This is a genomic window from Bradyrhizobium betae (assembly GCF_008932115.1).
GTDB classification, from domain to species: domain Bacteria; phylum Pseudomonadota; class Alphaproteobacteria; order Rhizobiales; family Xanthobacteraceae; genus Bradyrhizobium; species Bradyrhizobium betae.
In genome coordinates this window covers 1,578,611-1,596,425 of the sequence record NZ_CP044543.1, presented here as the reverse complement: position 1 = coordinate 1,596,425, position 17,815 = coordinate 1,578,611, and the positions used below count along the sequence as shown (strand labels likewise).

The following is a 17,815-nucleotide window of genomic DNA, read 5'->3' as shown; positions in this document are numbered from 1 at the left end:
GCTTGAATGGATGGGAAACCTCAGGAGAAAACCTGAGCCACTCACATGGGAGCCTCATGGAAAAATACAATCGCAAAAGCGGCTTGTGCGATGCGAAAATTCTACCGTGCCGGCTGGCGCCACACCCTCGCTGTCATCGCCCGCGAAAGCGGGCGATCCAGTACGCTGCGGCGGTCGTGATGAATCTCGCCGCCTTTGCAATACTGGATGCTCCGCCTTCGCGGGGCATGACTGAGAGGGCACAGCCGCGAGTACGGTCGTTTACCGCACCGTCGCCGCCGGCTGGGCCTGCGCCGTGCCGCCGCGCATCCGGGCCAGGAGCTCGGCGGTCGGCCAGGAATCCGCCGGCAGGCCGTACTTGATCTGCATCGCTTTCACCGCCGCCCGGCTCTGCTGGCCCAGTACGCCGTCGACCTTGCCGACATTGAAGCCGGCCTGGACCAGCAGCTGCTGCAATTGCTTGAGCTCGTTGAACGGCAGTTGTGCGACGGGTTGTGCCGGCTTGCGCATCGGTGCGGCGCCCGCGATGCGGGTGGCGAGATAGCCAGCGGTGGTCGAATAGATCAGCGAGTTATTCCATTCGGTGTAGGCCGCGAAATTTGGATAGGCCATGAAGGCCGGCCCAAAGCGTCCCATCGGCAGCAGCACGGAGCCTGCGAGGTTGTCGCTCGGCAGCGGCCGTCCGTCGGGATAGGTGACGCCAAGCTGCCCCCATTTCGAGCGCGGCAGTTGTACGGTGAGATCGGTCTGATCCCACGGCAGATTTTGCGGCACCTTGATCTCCTCCAGCCACGGCTCGCCGCGCCGCCACTTCAGGCCGTTGGCGATGTAGTTCGCGGTCGAGCCGATCACGTCGTCCTCGCTGCGGAGCAGATCGCGCCGTCCGTCGCCGTCATAGTCGACGGCATAGTTGACGTAGTGGACCGGCAAAAACTGTGTCTGGCCGAGCTCGCCGGCCCAGGAGCCGATCATCTCGTCGGGTGTGAGATCGCCGCGGTCGATGATCTTCAGCGCGGCGATGGTCTCGCCCACGAACATCTCCGAGCGCCGGCAGTCATAGGCCAGCGACACCAGCGATTTCAGCGTCGGCAGATTGCCCATGTTGACGCCGAAATCGCTTTCGAGGCCCCAGAATGCCGCGATCACCGCCGGCGGCACGCCATATTCCTTTTCCGCGCGCGCGAACGCGGCCGCGTGAGTCTTGATGTGCTGCTGGCCGTTCTGCATGCGATAGGGCGCGGCCATGCGGCCCGCAAATTCGGTGAAGAGCTGGCCGAACACGCGTTGGCCGCGGTCGCGGTTGACGATGCCCTGGTCGTAGACGAGGTAGGGCGAGGCCTCCGCGATCGTCCGCTGCGACACGCCGGCGGCAACAGCCTGCTGTTTCACGTCGGCGAGGAACCGATCGAAGCTCGCACCATTGTGGCACGACGCCGCGCGCGGCGAGGGGGCGGTGGCCTTCGGGGCCGTGGTTTTGGGAACGGCGGGCTTGCCGGACGGCGGCACGAACTGGGCGGAGGCGGGAAGGGCGAGCGTGAGCAGAGCGGCGGCCGCGATCGCAAATCGGATCTGGAGCATGAGGTTTCCGGGGGAGGGAGACGCTTGGATTCTTGACGAAGTTTAATGGAATGATCGAGCGCAAACCAGTGCCGCGGCTCCGCGACGCACCCTGAAACCTTGCGCGGGTGCCGGGGTCATTCCTACCTGAAGAGCGCCGGCCAAAGGCTCGCCCGCGGCCGCCCCAGGAGACGGCCATGAACTATCTTCGTACCGCAATGCTGCTCGCAGGCCTCACCGCCCTGTTCATGGGCGTGGGCTATCTGATCGGCGGTGCCTCGGGCGCCATGATCGCGCTCGTCATTGCCGCCGCGACCAATCTCTTCACCTACTGGAATTCCGATCGCATGGTGCTCTCGATGTACGGCGCCCATGAGGTCGACCGGAACAGTGCGCCCGAACTGGTCGGTCTCGTCGCCGAGCTTGCGGGCCGCGCAGGGCTGCCGATGCCGCGCGTGTTCCTGATGGACGAGGCGCAGCCCAATGCGTTCGCGACCGGCCGCAATCCCGAGAACGCGGCTGTGGCGGTCACCACCGGCCTGATGCGTCAGCTCAGCCGCGAGGAGCTTGCCGGCGTGATCGCGCATGAGCTTGCCCACGTCAAGAATCACGACACGCTGCTGATGACGATCACCGCCACCATCGCGGGTGCGATCTCGATGCTGGCGCAGTTCGGCATGTTCTTCGGCGGCCACCGCGATAACAACAGCGGCCCGGGGATCGTCGGCTCAATCCTGATGATGATCCTCGCCCCGCTCGGGGCCATGCTGGTGCAGATGGCGATCAGCCGCACGCGCGAATACGCAGCCGACGATCTCGGCGCGCGCATCGTGGGACAGCCGATGTGGCTGGCGTCGGCGCTGGTGAAGATCGAAGGCGCCGCGCATCAGGTGCCGAACTATGATGCCGAACGGAATCCCGCGACCGCGCACATGTTCATCATCAATCCGCTGTCGGGCCATGGCGTGGACAATCTGTTCGCCACCCATCCTTCGACGCAGAACCGCGTCGCGGCGCTCCGGCAGCTCGCGGGCGAGCTCGGCGCGCGGGCGGCGCCGTCCGTCGGCGCCAACGAAAACTATCCGCCGCGGGGACCATGGGGTCGCTCGTCGTCGCGTGGTCCTGCTCGCGGACCCTGGGGGTGATGCAACAGGCCAGAAATCGCGCCAGGCTTTGTGACCTGGCGCACACAGAATCGCCCGCAGCGGTGGTAACAGCACGACGAGACTGTTTCTTCGAAAGGGGATGCGTGGCCGGCCCAATGCCGGTCGCCGTCGACGATGACCAAAGCTGCGGTACCATTGCTGATCGTCCTGGGCGTGCTCATTGGCCTGTCCACGCATACGGTCGTCAATTGCGGGGACGAGGACGAGCCCGACATCTGCTCGGCCGTGATCGGCTTCTCGCCGCTGCGCGGCTCGCTGATCGCTTTCGCTTATGAGGGACGCGGCCGGATCGCGCTGCGCCATGGCGACTGGCGGCGGGCGATCGCGGATTTCGACGAGGCCATCCACCTCAATCCCAACCGCGCCACGCTCTATCGCGACCGGGCGCTGGCGCGCCGGCAGAACGGCGACCTCGCGCTCGCCATCGAGGATTACGACGAGGCGATTGCGCATAATCCAAAGCTCGCCGCGCCCTATCACGAGCGCGGTCTGGCGCTTGCCGGCACCGGCGATCTCGATCGCGCGATCCTGAGCTACAACACGGCGATCCGCCTCGATCCGTCGGTTGCCCAGGCCCGCCTCGATCGGGGTCTCGCCTTCCTCGCCCGCGGCCAGGCCGACGATGCCCGCGCCGATTTCGAAGCCGCACTTGCGCTGCCGGCCGGCAAGGACGCCCGCACCCGCGATGCGGCACGCGCCAAACTCGCCGAACTCGCGAGCGCCGAGCCGACCCAGGGGGCCGCGCCGCGGCGGTGACGATATCTAGAGCTGCATTCGCCGCTGCAACCCTCTCCCTGTGGGAGAGGGAAGAACCTCGCGCCTACTTCGCCTTCTTCGCTTTGGCCTTCTTCGACTTGGCGGCCTTCTTCGCAGGCTTGTCCTTCGCCTTCTTTTCCGCCTTCACCGGAACAGGCGTGCTGGCGGCGAGGCGCATCGCGCGGGCGTAGCTGTCGGCGACGTTGTCGGCGGACATCTGCAGGCGCTTGGCGGCGGCGGTGGCCTGCTCCATGCTGGCCCTGGCCAGCATCTTGAAGCGCTCGCCCGTCTCCTTGCCCTTGGCCTTGGCCGCGAGGCCGTTGAAGCGATCCCGCCGCTCCTTGGCGCGGGTCATCAGGCCCGTATGCAGCTGTCTGGCCAGTTGCCGGATCACGACATCCAGGTCGGCGTCCGCCATGTTCTTGTATCCTCTTGAAAACGGTATCGATGCGGGCGGGACTATGCAGATCGGGCCCCGGCTTGGCAATTCCCGGCGGGGCGTCATCCGCAGCTTCCGGTTGGCAAAACAAAAAAGCCGCGCATTTTCGCGCGGCTTTCGGGGTGAGTTGGCGCAGGCGCCTTACTTCAGCGAGGCAACCGGGCCGTTTGACGCCGCCGGCTCGGGGTCGAAGCCGAACACGCCGACCAGATATTTGTAATAGTCCGGCATCTTCTCCTTGAGCGCCTCACGCGACTTCGGGTCGTGGAATTCGCTCTTTCCCGCCAGGAAGATGCTGGAGGTCACGGCAAAGAATTCCATCGGATTCTTCATCGTATAGGAGTCCTTGGGCAGCTGGTCCTTGGACTTGGCCAGGGCGTAATAGCCGATCACGCCCTTGTTGGCGTAGCCGTCCGGCAGCAGCCGCGCGTGAAACGCGTGCAGCATCTCGTGCAGCAGCACGGCTTCCTTCTCGTAGCGCATCATGTCGGGGCGCAGCATGATCACGCCGAGGCCCGAATCGACCGCGAGGTCGACGGCATTGGGATTGCTCCAGCGCTGCTTGCTGGGGTCCCAGACCGTCAACGTCCGGGGAGCGGTGCGCTGGATGTCGGGCGTGACCCGGCCGTAGCACGCGGTCGCGGCGCCTTCGTCGAGACAGGCGAGCTCGCTCGCAACGATCGGAACGGTATGGAAGAAGCGCAGCACGCGCGGCGAGAGGCCGGCGCCTTCGACGACGTCGATCTGGCTCTTCAGATTGTCCATGAGCTTGTCGACGTCCTTGCGGTCGCGGTTCTCGGACACGTCGAACATGTAGCCGCGGTAGCTCTGGAAGCCCGGCGGCAGCGGCTGCGCTGCATCGGCATCGAGCGATCCGGCACTGGATGGACTGGCGAAGAGCGCGCCGACGATGGTTGCGGTCAGCAGCAACGCAATGCGCATGATGAACCCCCTGATGTCACTTCGCCCGGCAGGATAGGCCACCGTTGTTTGCGAAAAGTGAGTGAGGCGAGACTATGGGACCGATGTTGAGGCGTGCTTAATCCTTGGTTGCAGATCGCGTGGGCGAATTAGTGCGGGATTAACCAAGGCGGGCCGCAAAATGTCAGCCGCCGCCCAGGCTGTGGCTGATCCTGGTCACGACGGCGCCCCACTGGCGTTTCTCGGCCGCGGGATAATTGATCAGCACGCAACGGACATAGCGGACCGAAAAGTTGCAGCGGTCGTACCAGATGGTGTCGCGCTTGACGCTGGACACGACGAAGAAGCGCGGCGTGATCCGCTTGTAGACGATGCCGGACGGTGGATTCTTCCGGGCGAGGAAGGCGGCCGGAGACTCGCCGGTCCGGGGCACCGCTTGCACGGTCATATCGGCTCTGCCATCGGCCGAGCGAAACCGCTGGCCCTGGCCGTCCGGCTTGCCGGCGTCGTCCGTGAAGATCGAGGCGGGGATGTCCACCGTGGTCCCGGTTTCAGGAATGCGATAGGTGGTCCAGTTTTCCGCGTGCACAACCGCAGAGCCGCACAGCGCCAAAATGGCTGCAATGACGCCGGCCTCGACTCTCATGATTCGCCTCGTCATGTGCGCGGCGCAAGGCTGAGCTCCATCAGCGCAATCCGCTGCAAGACCGCGACGTTGCGCTCGCCGGTTTTGGCTGTTCGGAGAATGGATTGGGCAATGGTGTCGATATGCGCCGAATGCACCGGCTCGGGCAGGGTGGCGACCGCCGCGCCGAGGGCGATGGTCATGGCCTCGATCACGTCAGGCGCGAATGCTGCATTTGAAAAGTTTTTCATGTCGCCGACCGGCGGCAAACAAGCCGCGCCGCCCTTCTGCCAGGACAACGTCGGGAAAAAACGGAAGTTCCTCTGAAGTTGCGAGAACCGCTACAGGGCCAATGGCAAACCTCACAACTCCCGTGCATTCGAGAATGCGAACGAGCTCACCCGCCGCGTCGTCTCGTCCAGGATCAGCGTGCGCGTGATCGGCGGCTCGGCGCGCTGGGCGCAGTTTTCGCGCTCGCAGAGGCGGCAGTTGACGCCGATCGGCGTGCCTTCGGTCTTCTCGAGGTCCATTCCGGCGGCATAGACGAGACGTGAGGCGTGGCGGATCTCGCAGCCGAGGCCGATGGCGAAGCGCGGCTGCGGCAGCGGGTGCGGCGCGACGGGGCGGCGCACCATCTGCGCGATTGAGAAATAGCGCGTGCCGTCGGACAGCTCGATCACCTGCTTGAGCAGGCGATCCGGCGTGTCGAAGGTCGAGTGCACGTTCCACAACGGGCACGTTCCGCCGAATTTCGAGAACGGAAAAGTGCCGGACGAAAATCGCTTCGAGACGTTGCCGGCATTGTCGACGCGCAGCAGGAAGAACGGAATCCCGCGCGCATTCGGCCGCTGCAGCGTGGTGAGTCGATGGCACACCTGCTCGAAGCCGGAGTTGAAGCGCTGTGCCAGCAGATGGATGTCGTAGTTCAAGGCCTCGGCCGCGGCCAGGAACGCCGGATAGGGCATCATCACAGCCGCTGCGAAATAGTTGGCGAGGGTGATGCGGAACAGCCGGCGCGGCGCGTCGTCGAGCGGGCCGGCGCGGCCGATGATGGTCTCCAGGGCTTGCGCGCATTCCCCTAAGCCCAGCTGGAAGGCGAGCTGGAAGGCGCGGCCTGACGGATCAACGAGTTCCGAGATCAGCAGCTGGCGGCGGTGACGGTCGAAACGCCGCAGCGTTTCGCGCATCACGTCGACGGGCATGATGCGGGTCTGGATCGAGTGCTTTTCGCGCAGCCGCGCGGCGAGTGCGGCATACAGCCCTTCGGCCGGCACGTTCAGCTCGTCGCGCAAGGTTTCGGCGGCCTGTTCGAGCTCCGGAAAATAGTTGCGGTTGGCCTCGATCAGCTCGCGCACGCGCTCGACCGGATTGGCCTCGTAGCGCGTGCCGACATCGCGGTCGGCCATCTGCGCCGCGGCCAGCGTCTCGCCCTGGCGGGCCTCGGTATAGGCCGCGTAGAGCCGTTGCAGCGCGTGAGTCACGCCCGGGCATAGCTCGGCGAGGTCGCGCAGCTCCTGCTTGGGCACGTCGATCTGGCGGAACAGCGGATCGGAAAAGATCTCGTTCAGCTCGGCGAAGAAGCGGTCCTCGTCCGCGGTGGCGAGGTCGCGCAGGTCGAGGTCGTAGGTCTCGGCCAGCCGCAGCAGGATCTGCGCGGTCACCGGACGCTGGTTGCGCTCGATCAGGTTGACGTAGCTGGGCGAGATCCCGAGTCCCTCGGCCATCTGGGTCTGTGACAGCCCCAGCTGCTGCCGGATCCTCCGGAAGCGCGGACCGACGAACAGTTTCTTCCCGGGCTCGGCGGGCATCTTCAGGTCTCCAGAGGCGCAAAGGACAGCATCACTGTCCTGTTTTGTTACAAGATTTACAAAATAACATCTATTACATGTTCCGATGTTACATGACATCACCATTCAAATACAAGCCCTCTATACGAACTTCCCTTTCTCGCGTTTAGCTCGGGACACGCATTTCGCAATGCACTGTCAAAAATGTCGATGACAATGCCAAGCGCTTTGTCATCAGCGAAAGGATCGAGCACATGAACTACCAGCCCCGTGGCATCAACGCCCTGCAGCGCCCGGCCTCGTATCAGAGCGAGATCGAGGCGGCCCAGGCGCTCCTCGAAACCAAGCCGACCTGGAACGGGGTGAAGGCCGAGGCCGTCGCGCGCATGCGCCTGCAGAACCGCTTCAAGACCGGTCTGGACATCGCCCGCTACACTGCGGCGCTGATGCGGGCCGATATGGCGGCCTATGACGCCGATCCGACCAAGTACACCCAATCGCTGGGTTGCTGGCACGGCTTCATCGCCCAGCAGAAGCTGATCTCGATCAAGAAGCACTTCGGCGGCAAGACCGATCGCCGCTACCTCTATCTCTCCGGCTGGATGATCGCGGCGCTGCGCTCCGAGTTCGGACCGCTGCCGGACCAGTCGATGCACGAGAAGACCTCGGTGCCGGCTCTGATCGAAGAGCTCTACACCTTCCTGCGTCAGGCCGACTCGCGCGAGCTGAACGACATCTTCCGCAACCTCGACAAGGCGCGCAAGGAAGGCGACAAGACCCGCGAGAAGGAGCTGATCGAGAAGATCGACAACTTCCAGACCCATGTCGTCCCTGTTATCGCCGACATCGACGCGGGCTTCGGCAACGCCGAGGCGACCTATCTGCTCGCCAAGAAGATGATCGAGGCGGGCGCCTGCGCGCTGCAGATCGAGAACCAGGTTTCGGACGAGAAGCAGTGCGGCCACCAGGACGGCAAGGTCACCGTGCCGCACGAGGTGTTCCTGGCGAAGATCCGGGCCTGCCGCCATGCGTTCCTCGAACTGGGCGTCGAAGACGGCGTCGTCGTGACCCGCACCGACTCGCTCGGCGCCGGCCTCACGCAGCAGATCGCCGTCAGCCACAAGCCGGGTGATATCGGCGATCAGTACAACAGCTTCCTCGATTGCGAGGAAGTGACGCCGGAGAACGCCCGCAACGGCGACGTCATCATCAACCGGAACGGCAAGATGCTGCGTCCGAAGCGCCTGCCCAGCAATCTCTACCAGTTCCGTCCCGGCACTGGCGAAGATCGCTGCGTGCTCGACAGCATCACCTCGCTGCAGAACGGCGCTGATCTGCTGTGGATCGAAACCGAGAAGCCGCATATCGAGCAGATCGCCAAGATGGTCGATCGGATCCGCAAGGTGGTTCCGAACGCCAAGCTCGCCTACAACAACTCGCCGTCCTTCAACTGGACCCTCAACTTCCGTTGGCAGGTCTACGACGCGATGAAGGAAGCGGGCACGGACGTCAGCAAGTACAACCGCGCCGAACTGATGAAGCCGGAATACGACGATACGCCGCTGGCCATCGAAGCCGACGAGCGCATCCGCACCTTCCAGGCCGATTCCGCCAAGCGTGCCGGCATCTTCCACCACCTGATCACGTTGCCGACCTATCACACGGCAGCGCTCTCGACCGACAATCTCGCACGCGAGTACTTCGGCGAGCAGGGCATGCTGGGCTACGTCAAGAACGTCCAGCGCGCGGAAATCCGTCAGGGCATCGCCTGCGCCAAGCATCAGAACATGGCCGGCTCCGACATCGGCGACGACCACAAGGAATACTTCGCCGGCGAGGCTGCCCTGAAGGCGGGCGGCGCTCACAACACCATGAACCAGTTCGGCTAACGCATCACGCTACCAAACAGGAGAGTGACAATGACCAAAGGCAGCAATTTCTGGGTGATCGGCGGCGAGTTCGGTTCGATGAACTTCCACAAGCTCGTGGAAGGCTCGGCCCAGGTGCAGGGTCCGTTCAAGACCCGCACGGAAGCCGAGGATGCCTGGCGCACCGTCTCGGAAGAGAACCGCCACAAGGCCGGCGTCCGCTTCTCGATCGTGGAAGAGCCGGCGCGCGTCTCGGCCTGACGGCCCGAATTCAAGAAGACGTCCAAGGACGGATGGTCCCATCCAGGCTCTGCCTGGGTGGGATCGTCTGTTTTTGGCACAGGTGAGCCGGCTGCGGCGCCGTAAGTCTCTGGAATTGTGGGGCCTTTGCGGAAGGAGTGGTTGCTGATAGGTTAATGGAGGATAGTGAGGACGAGGCCGACAATGTCAGAGCCCGAGACCAGCGGGACCCATCCCAGCCAGCCGCGCCCGGTGCGGCTGCGCGACGCGCTGCTGCGCGCGCGGATCGAGGCTGCTGACCGGACCGGTGTAGTCGTCGATCTGCGCGACGCCGAGGTGGCGCGGCTCGAGATCCTCAACGACGCTCTCGATCCCCTGTTCGCCCAAGTGCCTGATCAGATCGACCTGTTTGACCGCGGCGTCAGCCAGGGCGATACGCCGAGGCTCTGGATCGACGTCGTCGCGCACATCCTGATGGGGCGCGACAAGCGGATGTACCGCTTCGTCCAAGACACCCGCTTCGGCCGCATCGTGCTCGCCGAATCGCACGACATTTCCGTGATCGTCGAAGCCGTCACCGACTACGTCGCCCGCCGCATGATCGAACGCGAGCGCGCGATGGTGGTGCCATCGGAGCCGAAGTCCGAGGCCGCGCCGCCGCCACGCCGCTCGCGCGTCTGGCCGTTCGTGTTCGGATTCGTGCTCGGTGCCGCCGCGCTGTTCGGGGTTGCCGTGCTGGCGGCCCTGCGGAGCTGGTGAGGTACCCTTCGCCGTCATTCCGGGGCATGCGAAGCATGAACCCGGAATCCATTTGTCCTCATGCGCTGCGGCTCGATGGATTCCGGGCTCATGCTTCGCATGCCCCGGAATGACAGAGAGCTAAACCAGCCTTGCATGCTTGATCTGCCGGATCTGAAATCCGGACTCGAGACTCCGCACCGTCTGCTCGCAGCGCCAGCCGGCATTGTCCTTCTCGATCGTGAACAGATTATAAGCCGCGGCCGGGTAGCGCCCGTGCGCGAGCGCGGAGGCCGACGGCACGCCGACTGCGGGGATGTTGCCGTTGGGGCCCTCGAACCACATCGTCGAATGAATGTGGTCGTGCCCGTGCAGGATCAGCTCGACGCCGTGGCGTTTCAACAGGGCCAGCAGATCGGCGGAATCCGTCATCCGCTTCTGGCGCGCGTCGGACTTCAGCGGATGATGCACCAGCAGCACCCGGAAGACGTCCTCGGCCGAAAGCCGTTCCAGCACCTGTTCGAGGGCCGCCAGTTGCTCGCGGCCGAGCGTGCCCGTCGCCATCAGCGGCAAGGTCGGCACCGCCGTGGACAGGCTGATCAGCGCGAGCGGCCCGCGCCGGCGCAGGCTCGGAAACCCGGTGCTGCCGTCGTCGCCGGCAAGATAGGGCGCAAAGGTCTCGCCGAAGCGATGAAAGGTGGCGCGGACATAGGCGTCGTGATTGCCGGGAATCGTGGTGACCCGGTCGGGCGGGCCGACCTCGTCGAGCCAGGCCCGCGCGGGCGCGAACTCCGCCTCCATCGCCAGGTTGACGAGGTCGCCCGTGACGGCGATGTGGTCGGGCGCCTGCGCCCTGACGTCGGCGACCAGTGCGTCGAGCACTTCGCGGCGCTGGTACTTGTGGCGGTTGCGGGTCCAGTTGACGTAGCCGAGCGCGCGCTTGCCCGCGAGCTCGACCAGCCGCGGTTTCGGCAGCGGCGGCAGATGCGGGTCGGACAAATGGGCGAGCGTGAAGGGGCCCAGCGTAGGGTCAGTCATGACGGGCGATTGCCTCGCTATTGCTCCGCTGTAATGGCAAGGTCGCGTGCGACGCGCAAGCAAAGCCTGAAGCGGGGCGCCAAGGGAGCCTGATGGGGGATCGTCTGAACAGCGTCCGACGAAAATTCGAACCGCTGCTGCGGCGAATCTTTCACGCCTATTTCCTGCTGGTTCGCGGCATGACGCTCGGCGTCCGCGCCGTGGTGCTGGACGACGAGAACCGGGTGTTCCTGGTAAGGCACAGCTACGTCAGCGGCTGGTATCTGCCCGGCGGCGGCGTCGATCTCGGCGAGACCATGGAGCAGGCGATGCGGCGCGAGCTCAAGGAGGAGGGCGATATCGATCTCACCGGAGAGGCCGTGCTGCACGGCATCTTCCTCAACAGCCACGTCTCCCGCCGCGATCATGTCGCGGTCTACGTGGTCAGGCAGTTCAGGCAGGATCGCCTGCCCAAGCCGAACCACGAGATCGTCGAGTGCGGCTTCTTTGCGATCACGGCGCTGCCGGAGGGGACCACGCATGGCACGCGGCAAAGGCTCGCGGAGGTCCTGGACGGCAAGCCGCTGATGGCGACGTGGCGGCAAATGCCGAGGACATGATGAATTGGGCTCGGTCGGCTTGCTTCTATTCAGGCAACATTCGTCCCGCTTGTCTGCCCGCTCTCCTTCAGCTCCAGCGCCAGCAGGCTCTGCTCCTGGATCAGCGCGCAGTTCTGCCGCTCCAGCCGGTGCAGCCGCGCCGTCATGTTGTGCATGAACGCGAACACCACCAGGAACAGCGCGCCGAACATCACGACGAACGGAAATACGACGCCGGTCAAATGGCTGACCAGATAGGCCAGGTTTGGAAACAGCGCGAAGCCTGCCGGTATGATCGCCACCATGGACAGCATCATGAAGTCATAGAGGTCGAACTTGCCCTGCAACGTCTTGCGCAGCAGCACCAGCATGTAGATCAGTGCAAAGGCGGAGATGACGACGACCGTCTCCGGGCTCGGAATGGCACTTGTCACGGCTGCCTCCTCGAAATGTTCGATGGAATGATAGGATCGCAAATCATCACTGGAAGTCTCGGCGTCATGGCGCTCTCACGAGACGCGCGAGCAGGATGTAGCCGAGAACGCGGACCATGTAGCTCGCCGACTTCAAACCGTCGATCGAGCTGACGCCGGCCTCCCGCGCCCGCATCTCGACCGGCACCTCGCTGACGGTCAGCCCCGCGCGCATCGCCCAGGCCAGCGAAATCGGCTCCGGAAAATCCGCAGGATAGGATTTCGCGAACAAGGCGATGGCCGAGCGGTCGAGCAGCCGCATGCCGCTGGTCGGATCGGTGATGCGGCCGCCGGTGAAGAGCCCGTTGAGCGCAAGCACGATCAGCCTGATGCCGGCACGGCGCATCGGCGTCGAGCAGAAGCCGGAATGGTCGATGAAGCGGCTTCCGATGGTGATGTTGGTCGGGTGGCTGCGATAGGCATCGAGCAGCGTCTCGATCGCGCGCGGATCATGCTGCCCGTCGCCGTCGATCTGGATGCAGAAATCGAAGTCGTGCCCCGCCGCGTATTTGATGCCGGTCTGCACGGCGCCGCCGATGCCGAGATTCTGCGCGAGGCGGGCAACGGGCGAGCGGCAGCTTGCCACCGCGCACGTCGCATCGGACGAGCCGTCGTCGACGACGAGGGTGTGGTAGCCGCGGCCGATCGCGGCGATCTCGCTCAGGAGGCCGCCGATCGAGGCCTCCTCGTTGAAGCAGGGAATGACGAGCAGGACCCGCGGCGCGCCGGCCTGCCTTGCGGCGCTGCGGCACGTGTCGCTTGAACCCAAGTCCGGCCCCAAACTCATGTCGGCCACGGCCGCCCCACCTCCAAAATCCCCACCTTGCTATACTTGCCGGTGCTTTTCCTGTACAGGCGGACCGTTTCCAGGCTAGGCCGGCAGGCCCGGCGAGAGCCCATGAGAGCTGTCAAAGTATTTTTTTCCATTGTGTTTCTGGCAATTCTGGCCAGCAACATCAGGCTGATCTCGCATTGGAGCGAAAGCCGCGGCGTCTATGACGACATCTGCTATCTCAGGCAAGCGCATCTGTTCCAGCGCTTCGGATGGCATGGGCTCGACACCAGCCTCGCCCGTGAAACCGACGGCTATCTCGCGAACAAGTTGCGCAGCATCGATTTTCCGAACTGGCGCGATCCGACGCGGGCGCCTTGCCACACCCAGACTGCCGACGGCAGCAAATGGGTGATGACGCCGCCGCCGGGCACGGGCTTCGTGCTGGCGCTTTTCCCGGAGGGATTCCATGTCGTTCCGCTATATGCGCTGGCGACCACCATCATCGCCGGTTTCGCGCTGTACGGTCTGTGGCGTGCGCGGGAGCCTGCGTCGTTGACAGCGGCCGCACTGTTGGGCGCGCTGTCGATCATCTTCATGATCAACCCGGCCAAGGCGAGCTATTCGATCGCGCCGACCATGGTCATCTGCGCGTTGGCGGGCCTGTTCACCGCGAGGCTGTTCGTCGATGACGGCCGGCGCCGCCTCCTGATGGTCGCGGCCGTCGGCGTTCTGCTCGGCCTGTCCGCGAGCTTCAGGATCGCGAACGTGGTTCTGTCGGCCGGCTATTTCCTGTTCTTCGGCCTGTCGTTCCTGATATGCCGCACCCGCGAAACCTTCGTATCGGGTCTGACGCTCGGCCTGGCGTTTCTGGTCGGCCTGCTGCCGGTCTTCGCGGCCAATCTCGTCAATTCCGGTAATCCGCTGGTCTCGGCCTATGGCGGCCAGGATACGGCCCCGCGGAGCCTCGATCCTGCCGTGCTGCGGGCCTATCTCGGCGATACACAGTTTCCGGTGATCGTAATCGCCTGTGTCTGGACCGCGCTGTTATGGCGTTTCGCAGGCCATGCCGGCGTCAGGAAACTCACGCTGCTGGTGGCCGGCAATCTCGCGCTGAATCTCGCGTTCTTTGCCACGCATCCCGTCTTCACGCCGTATTACGTCATTCCCACTCTGATGCTGTCGCTCTGGACGCTGCTGTTCGCGGCGGTCCTTACCCGCGGCCCGGCACAGGGGAGGATGGACCATGAGCCCGGTGGACCACGGCCCTCTGAGATGTTATCCCGCCGGTCAACATGACCGATCTCTCGCTCACCATCCATCCCGAAGCCGCTGGCGACGCCCATGCGATCGAACGGCTGCACGAACGTACCTTCGGCCCCGGCCGCTTCGTGCTCAGCGCCTACCGCATCCGCGAGCATGTCGACCATCTGCTCGAACTGTCCTTCACTGCGCATATCGGCACGCTGCTGGTCGGCTCGGTCAGGCAATTGCCGATTCTGATCGGCGAGACGCCTGCGCTGATGCTCGGGCCGCTCACCGTCGAGCCGCCGTTCCGCAGCCGCGGCGTCGGCCGTCTGCTGATGGAGCGCGCGCTGAAGGACGCAAAGGAAAAGGGTCACCGCCTCGTGCTGCTGGTCGGCGACGAGCCCTATTACAGCCGCGTCGGCTTCAAGCGGGTCGACAAGGGCCGCATCACCATGCCGGGCCCGGTCGATGCCGCCCGCATCCTGGTGTTCGAGCTGGTCGATGGCGCCTTCGCGGGCGTATCGGGAGCGGTCGGGCCCGACTGGAGCAAGGCGCGGGCAGGGTAGGGCGTGTCGCTCGATCCGGGCTGCAACCAATGCCTGAGGGAGTGTCGACGATGCAGGTGCGCCCCGCTGATGCCGGTGAGATCGATCATCTCGCGCTAGTGTGGCACGATGCCTGGCATGGGTCGCATGCGCATCTGGCGCCGCCCGAGCTGGTCCGGCTCCGGACCGTCCCAAGCTTTCGCGACCGGCTCGCGGTCAAGCTTCCCGATGTCTGCGTCGTCGGCCCGGCCGGTGCGCCACTCGGCTTCTGCGCGCTCAAGGGGGACGAGCTGAATCAGCTCTTCGTGTCGGCCGAAGCGCACGGCACGGGTGTGGCCGCGGCGCTGATCGCCGACGCGGAAGCGCGGCTCGCCGCGCGCGGCGTGGAGCTGGCGTGGCTGGCCTGTGCCGTCGGCAACGCGCGGGCCGCGCGGTTCTACGAGAAAAGCGGCTGGCGCAATGCCGGCACCTTCATGATGTTGTCCGAGACCTCGAACGGGCCCTTCCCCGTCGAGCAGTGGCGCTTCGAGAAGCGGCTTACGCGGGCGTAGCTCCGGGCTCCGATGCACGTGCCCGAGATTGATCGGGGCCCGCAGGCCCCGACCCGATCGCGGCTAGAACTTGAAGTTGGCAAACGCCCGCACGCCGATGCCGGGCATCAGGACCTCGTCCTTGGTGTAGGACACCGAGTTGCGGATGTTTTCGTTGAGCAGGTTGTTGCCGACGATGCCAGCCGTCATCTCGCGCGCGCCGAACCAACTGCGGTCGAGTTTTGTCTTGTAGCTGACCTCGGCCTTCAACAGATTGTAGCCCGGGGTCGGCGTCTCCGCGATCACGGCGACGTTGTTCTGCGCGAAGGCGTGCAACAGGTTGACGCGCATCAACCAGTTGTCGTCGCGCCAGAACACGCCGCCGCCCATCCGCAGCGGCGGAATGCGTGGCACGTTGGTGCCGTCGGTGAAGGTGGCGCGGACCATGTCGAGCTGGTTCTCGATGCCCCAGATACCGCCCTGGAACGCGCCGACATCGAGCTGCGACTGGAACTCGCCGCCGCGGAAGTTGGCATTGCGTTGCGAATAGACCGCCTGGTTCAGTTCGGCGCCCGGCGTGCCGCACGAGGCGAAGTCGCCGTCGCACATCACGCCGGTGAGCCGGCGATAGATGAAGTTGTCGAAATGCGTGTAGTAGACGGTCGCCTCGAAGCGGAACGGTCCCGTCGCCCTGCGCACGCCGAGCTCGACCGATTTGGCGGTCTCGATGGTGAGGCTGGGATTGCCGATGTCGAACGTCGCGGTCGCATCGTGGCCGCCGCGGGAAAACAGCTCGGCCGCCTTCGGTGCGCGCTCGACATATTGCGCGGTGATGCTGCCGACCATGCCGCCCGGCAAATCCTGCAACAGGCCGATGCTGCCGCTCTTCGGCGTGAACGACGGATTGCGCGCAGTGCCCGCCTGCGGCGTGCCGTCAGGCAGGTAATCCGCCGGGAAGTCGGGCGTGGTGCCGTGCAGCTCGACATGCTCGATGCGGCCGGCGATCTGCGCCTTTGTTTGCTCGGTGAACTTGAACTCGTTGAAGGCGTAAGCCGCAACGCGCGTGCTGTTGTTGGGGTCCCACAGCCCATTGAACAGCGTGCCGGGATTGTCCGGGCTCGGCGCGCTCAGCTCCTGATGGCCGACCTGGAAGCCGAGCGCCGTCGTCACCTCGGCGAAGCGCGCGTTGAACGGCATCAGCTGCACCTCGGTGCGGATCTCCTGCTCCTTGTTGGTGAAGGTCTGCCGCACGCCGTCGCTGGTGGGATCGGCCGGATCGGCAAGCCCGATCTCGTTGTGCCGGTAGTCGGTCGCGCCAGCCCAGAAGCGGACGGCGTCGATCGCGGCCGCGTCGGGATGATACTCGCCCTTGACGTTGATCTTGGTCTGGTGGCCGTCGATCCGCGTGTTGTGGTCGGCGCCGTCGATGCCGGGGATGTGGTAGAGCGAGTCGTTCTGCGTGATCGATGCGCCGATATAGCCGCCCTGGAAGAAGTAGGAACCGCCGATCGAGGCGCCGTCCGAGCGCGTCGCCGAGTTTGGCTGGCGGCCGTTCACGGATCGCGTCTGGTCGTTCAGGTAAGGATAGCTCGGGATGGAATAGTCCGAGGTGGTGCGGCCATAGACGTCGGCATGGAAGGCAAAATTGCCGCCGCCGGTGTCGAGCAGCACGCCGCTCTCGACGCCGCGATCGACCGAAGAGAACGCGGTGCGCGTCTCGGCGGTGACGCACGGCGACGTCGCGGCCGCTGCGAGCGGGGCCTTGGCCGGCAGGCCGTAAGCCTGGAACGACGGCGCGCAAGCCGGCAGGGCGTCCGGAATCCGGTTGTTGGTGGCGCTGACGACGCCGCCGATCGAGGTCGAGCCGTAGCGCAGCGCGGCCGGCCCGCGCACCACTTCGATCTGGTTGGTCGCGAGCGGATCGATCGGGACGAAGTGATCCTCGCCGAGATCGGAGGCGCCGCCCGCATTGGTGCCGTTCTCGACGATGCCGACGCGGTTGACGTCGAGACCCCGGATGATCGGCCGGCTGGAGGCGCCGGGTGCGAAGCCCGAGCCGGTGATGCCGGGCTTGGAGAACAGGAGATCGCCGAGCTGACCGCCGCCCTGACGGCGGATCTCCTCGTTCGGGATCACCGTGACGGTGGCGAACTGGTTGGTCACGACAGGCAGCACGCCGGGCTGCGGCGCGGCGGGTGCCGCCGGCGCGGGTTCGGCAGTGCGTTCGCGGTTGCGCGCTGGCGCAGGACGCGTGGCGCGGCTTGCCGTGCGTGATGGCACGATGGCCCGGCGCACGATGGGGCTGGGCGCCGTCACGGTGACGGCGGGAAGCTCGGTCGCCGCGGGTTTGTCCTGGGCCAGCGCCGGAGTGGCGGCGGCGCCGAGCAGGAGCAGGCTTGCTCCGCCCAGACGCTGCGCGCGTCGCAATTGAAATGACATGGTCCTGATTCCACTCAGGCGCCGTCCGCAGATGGGGTTGCTGATCGGAGGCGGCCTGCCGTCGCGGTGCGACGGAATTCGACTTCAACGTTTCC

20 protein-coding genes are annotated in these 17,815 nt (G+C 65.2%); 10 read left to right on the top strand and 10 right to left on the bottom strand.

From position 1 onward, the window contains the following. Positions 1–261: 261 nt before the first annotated feature. A complete protein-coding gene (locus F8237_RS07700; protein WP_151643391.1) occupies positions 262–1,578 on the bottom strand; it encodes a lytic murein transglycosylase in 1,317 nt (438 codons plus the stop codon). 176 nt (positions 1,579–1,754) lie between these two features. Between F8237_RS07700 and htpX the strand changes: the two genes are divergently transcribed. Continuing rightward, the gene (gene htpX / locus F8237_RS07695; protein WP_151643389.1) at positions 1,755–2,702 is read left to right on the top strand and encodes a zinc metalloprotease HtpX; all 948 of its coding nucleotides are present in this window, start codon (positions 1,755–1,757) and stop codon (positions 2,700–2,702) included. A 135-nt stretch (positions 2,703–2,837) separates the two neighbouring features. Beyond that, entirely contained in the window at positions 2,838–3,479 is a 642-nt protein-coding gene (locus F8237_RS07690) for a tetratricopeptide repeat protein (RefSeq protein ID WP_151643387.1), read from the top strand. 64 nt (positions 3,480–3,543) lie between these two features. On the opposite strand, the gene F8237_RS07685 is transcribed toward F8237_RS07690, so the two are convergent. The 4 genes from F8237_RS07685 to F8237_RS07670 all read right to left on the bottom strand — a co-directional run bounded on the left by F8237_RS07685 (position 3,544) and on the right by F8237_RS07670 (position 5,715). After that, on the bottom strand, positions 3,544–3,897 hold the full coding sequence (locus F8237_RS07685; RefSeq protein ID WP_151643385.1) for a hypothetical protein: 354 nt from the start codon (positions 3,895–3,897) through the stop codon (positions 3,544–3,546). A 162-nt stretch (positions 3,898–4,059) separates the two neighbouring features. Then, a complete protein-coding gene (locus tag F8237_RS07680; RefSeq protein ID WP_162005920.1) occupies positions 4,060–4,860 on the bottom strand; it encodes a zinc-dependent peptidase in 801 nt (266 codons plus the stop codon). Positions 4,861–5,023: 163 nt separating this feature from the next. Continuing rightward, entirely contained in the window at positions 5,024–5,485 is a 462-nt protein-coding gene (locus F8237_RS07675; RefSeq protein ID WP_201280186.1) for a hypothetical protein, read from the bottom strand. 11 nt (positions 5,486–5,496) lie between these two features. Then, positions 5,497–5,715, bottom strand: a complete 219-nt coding sequence (locus tag F8237_RS07670; RefSeq protein ID WP_151650488.1) for a hypothetical protein — start codon at positions 5,713–5,715, stop codon at positions 5,497–5,499. Here F8237_RS07670 and F8237_RS37200 point away from each other — a divergent pair. Then, a complete protein-coding gene (locus tag F8237_RS37200) occupies positions 5,666–5,791 on the top strand; it encodes a hypothetical protein (RefSeq protein ID WP_259173238.1) in 126 nt (41 codons plus the stop codon). The two genes, F8237_RS07670 and F8237_RS37200, sit on opposite strands and share 50 nt — an antisense overlap. A 35-nt stretch (positions 5,792–5,826) precedes the next feature. Here the strand turns inward: F8237_RS37200 and F8237_RS07665 are convergent, their stop codons facing one another. Beyond that, positions 5,827–7,272 carry a helix-turn-helix domain-containing protein gene (locus F8237_RS07665; protein WP_151643381.1) on the bottom strand — a complete coding sequence of 482 codons (1,446 nt, stop codon included), beginning with the start codon at positions 7,270–7,272 and terminating at the stop codon, positions 5,827–5,829. A gap of 233 nt (positions 7,273–7,505) precedes the next feature. Between F8237_RS07665 and F8237_RS07660 the strand changes: the two genes are divergently transcribed. From F8237_RS07660 to F8237_RS07650, 3 genes are all read left to right on the top strand, one after another. After that, a complete protein-coding gene (locus F8237_RS07660; protein WP_151643379.1) occupies positions 7,506–9,140 on the top strand; it encodes an isocitrate lyase in 1,635 nt (544 codons plus the stop codon). 30 nt (positions 9,141–9,170) lie between these two features. Beyond that, positions 9,171–9,380 (top strand): DUF4170 domain-containing protein, encoded by a 210-nt coding sequence (locus F8237_RS07655; protein WP_015688019.1) that lies wholly within the window; start codon positions 9,171–9,173, stop codon positions 9,378–9,380. A 183-nt stretch (positions 9,381–9,563) separates the two neighbouring features. Next, positions 9,564–10,118: a hypothetical protein gene (locus F8237_RS07650; RefSeq protein WP_162005919.1), complete on the top strand. Its 555-nt coding sequence runs from the start codon at positions 9,564–9,566 to the stop codon at positions 10,116–10,118. Between the two features lie 120 nt (positions 10,119–10,238). Here the strand turns inward: F8237_RS07650 and F8237_RS07645 are convergent, their stop codons facing one another. Then, the gene (locus F8237_RS07645; RefSeq protein WP_151650487.1) at positions 10,239–11,120 is read right to left on the bottom strand and encodes a metallophosphoesterase family protein; all 882 of its coding nucleotides are present in this window, start codon (positions 11,118–11,120) and stop codon (positions 10,239–10,241) included. A gap of 107 nt (positions 11,121–11,227) precedes the next feature. On the opposite strand from F8237_RS07645, the gene F8237_RS07640 reads away from it, so the two are divergent. Beyond that, positions 11,228–11,734 carry an NUDIX domain-containing protein gene (locus F8237_RS07640; protein ID WP_151643375.1) on the top strand — a complete coding sequence of 169 codons (507 nt, stop codon included), beginning with the start codon at positions 11,228–11,230 and terminating at the stop codon, positions 11,732–11,734. 29 nt (positions 11,735–11,763) lie between these two features. Here the strand turns inward: F8237_RS07640 and F8237_RS07635 are convergent, their stop codons facing one another. Together F8237_RS07635 and F8237_RS07630 are read right to left on the bottom strand one after the other, a co-directional pair. Beyond that, a complete protein-coding gene (locus F8237_RS07635) occupies positions 11,764–12,147 on the bottom strand; it encodes a DUF2304 domain-containing protein (RefSeq protein WP_151643372.1) in 384 nt (127 codons plus the stop codon). Between the two features lie 64 nt (positions 12,148–12,211). Further along, entirely contained in the window at positions 12,212–12,955 is a 744-nt protein-coding gene (locus F8237_RS07630) for a glycosyltransferase family 2 protein (RefSeq protein ID WP_244626091.1), read from the bottom strand. A 129-nt stretch (positions 12,956–13,084) separates the two neighbouring features. Between F8237_RS07630 and F8237_RS07625 the strand changes: the two genes are divergently transcribed. From F8237_RS07625 to F8237_RS07615, 3 genes are read left to right on the top strand one after another with little or no spacing between them, the layout of a single operon-like run. Beyond that, entirely contained in the window at positions 13,085–14,257 is a 1,173-nt protein-coding gene (locus F8237_RS07625; RefSeq protein ID WP_244626090.1) for a hypothetical protein, read from the top strand. Then, positions 14,254–14,772, top strand: coding sequence for a GNAT family N-acetyltransferase (locus F8237_RS07620; protein WP_151643368.1), 519 nt, complete (start codon positions 14,254–14,256; stop codon positions 14,770–14,772). The genes F8237_RS07625 and F8237_RS07620 overlap by 4 nt, the downstream gene beginning before the upstream one ends. A gap of 50 nt (positions 14,773–14,822) precedes the next feature. After that, positions 14,823–15,302 carry a GNAT family N-acetyltransferase gene (locus F8237_RS07615; RefSeq protein ID WP_151643366.1) on the top strand — a complete coding sequence of 160 codons (480 nt, stop codon included), beginning with the start codon at positions 14,823–14,825 and terminating at the stop codon, positions 15,300–15,302. A gap of 63 nt (positions 15,303–15,365) precedes the next feature. On the opposite strand, the gene F8237_RS07610 is transcribed toward F8237_RS07615, so the two are convergent. Continuing rightward, complete coding sequence (locus F8237_RS07610) at positions 15,366–17,720, bottom strand: TonB-dependent receptor (protein ID WP_151643364.1); 2,355 nt, start codon at positions 17,718–17,720, stop codon at positions 15,366–15,368. Between the last annotated feature and the right edge of the window lie 95 nt (positions 17,721–17,815).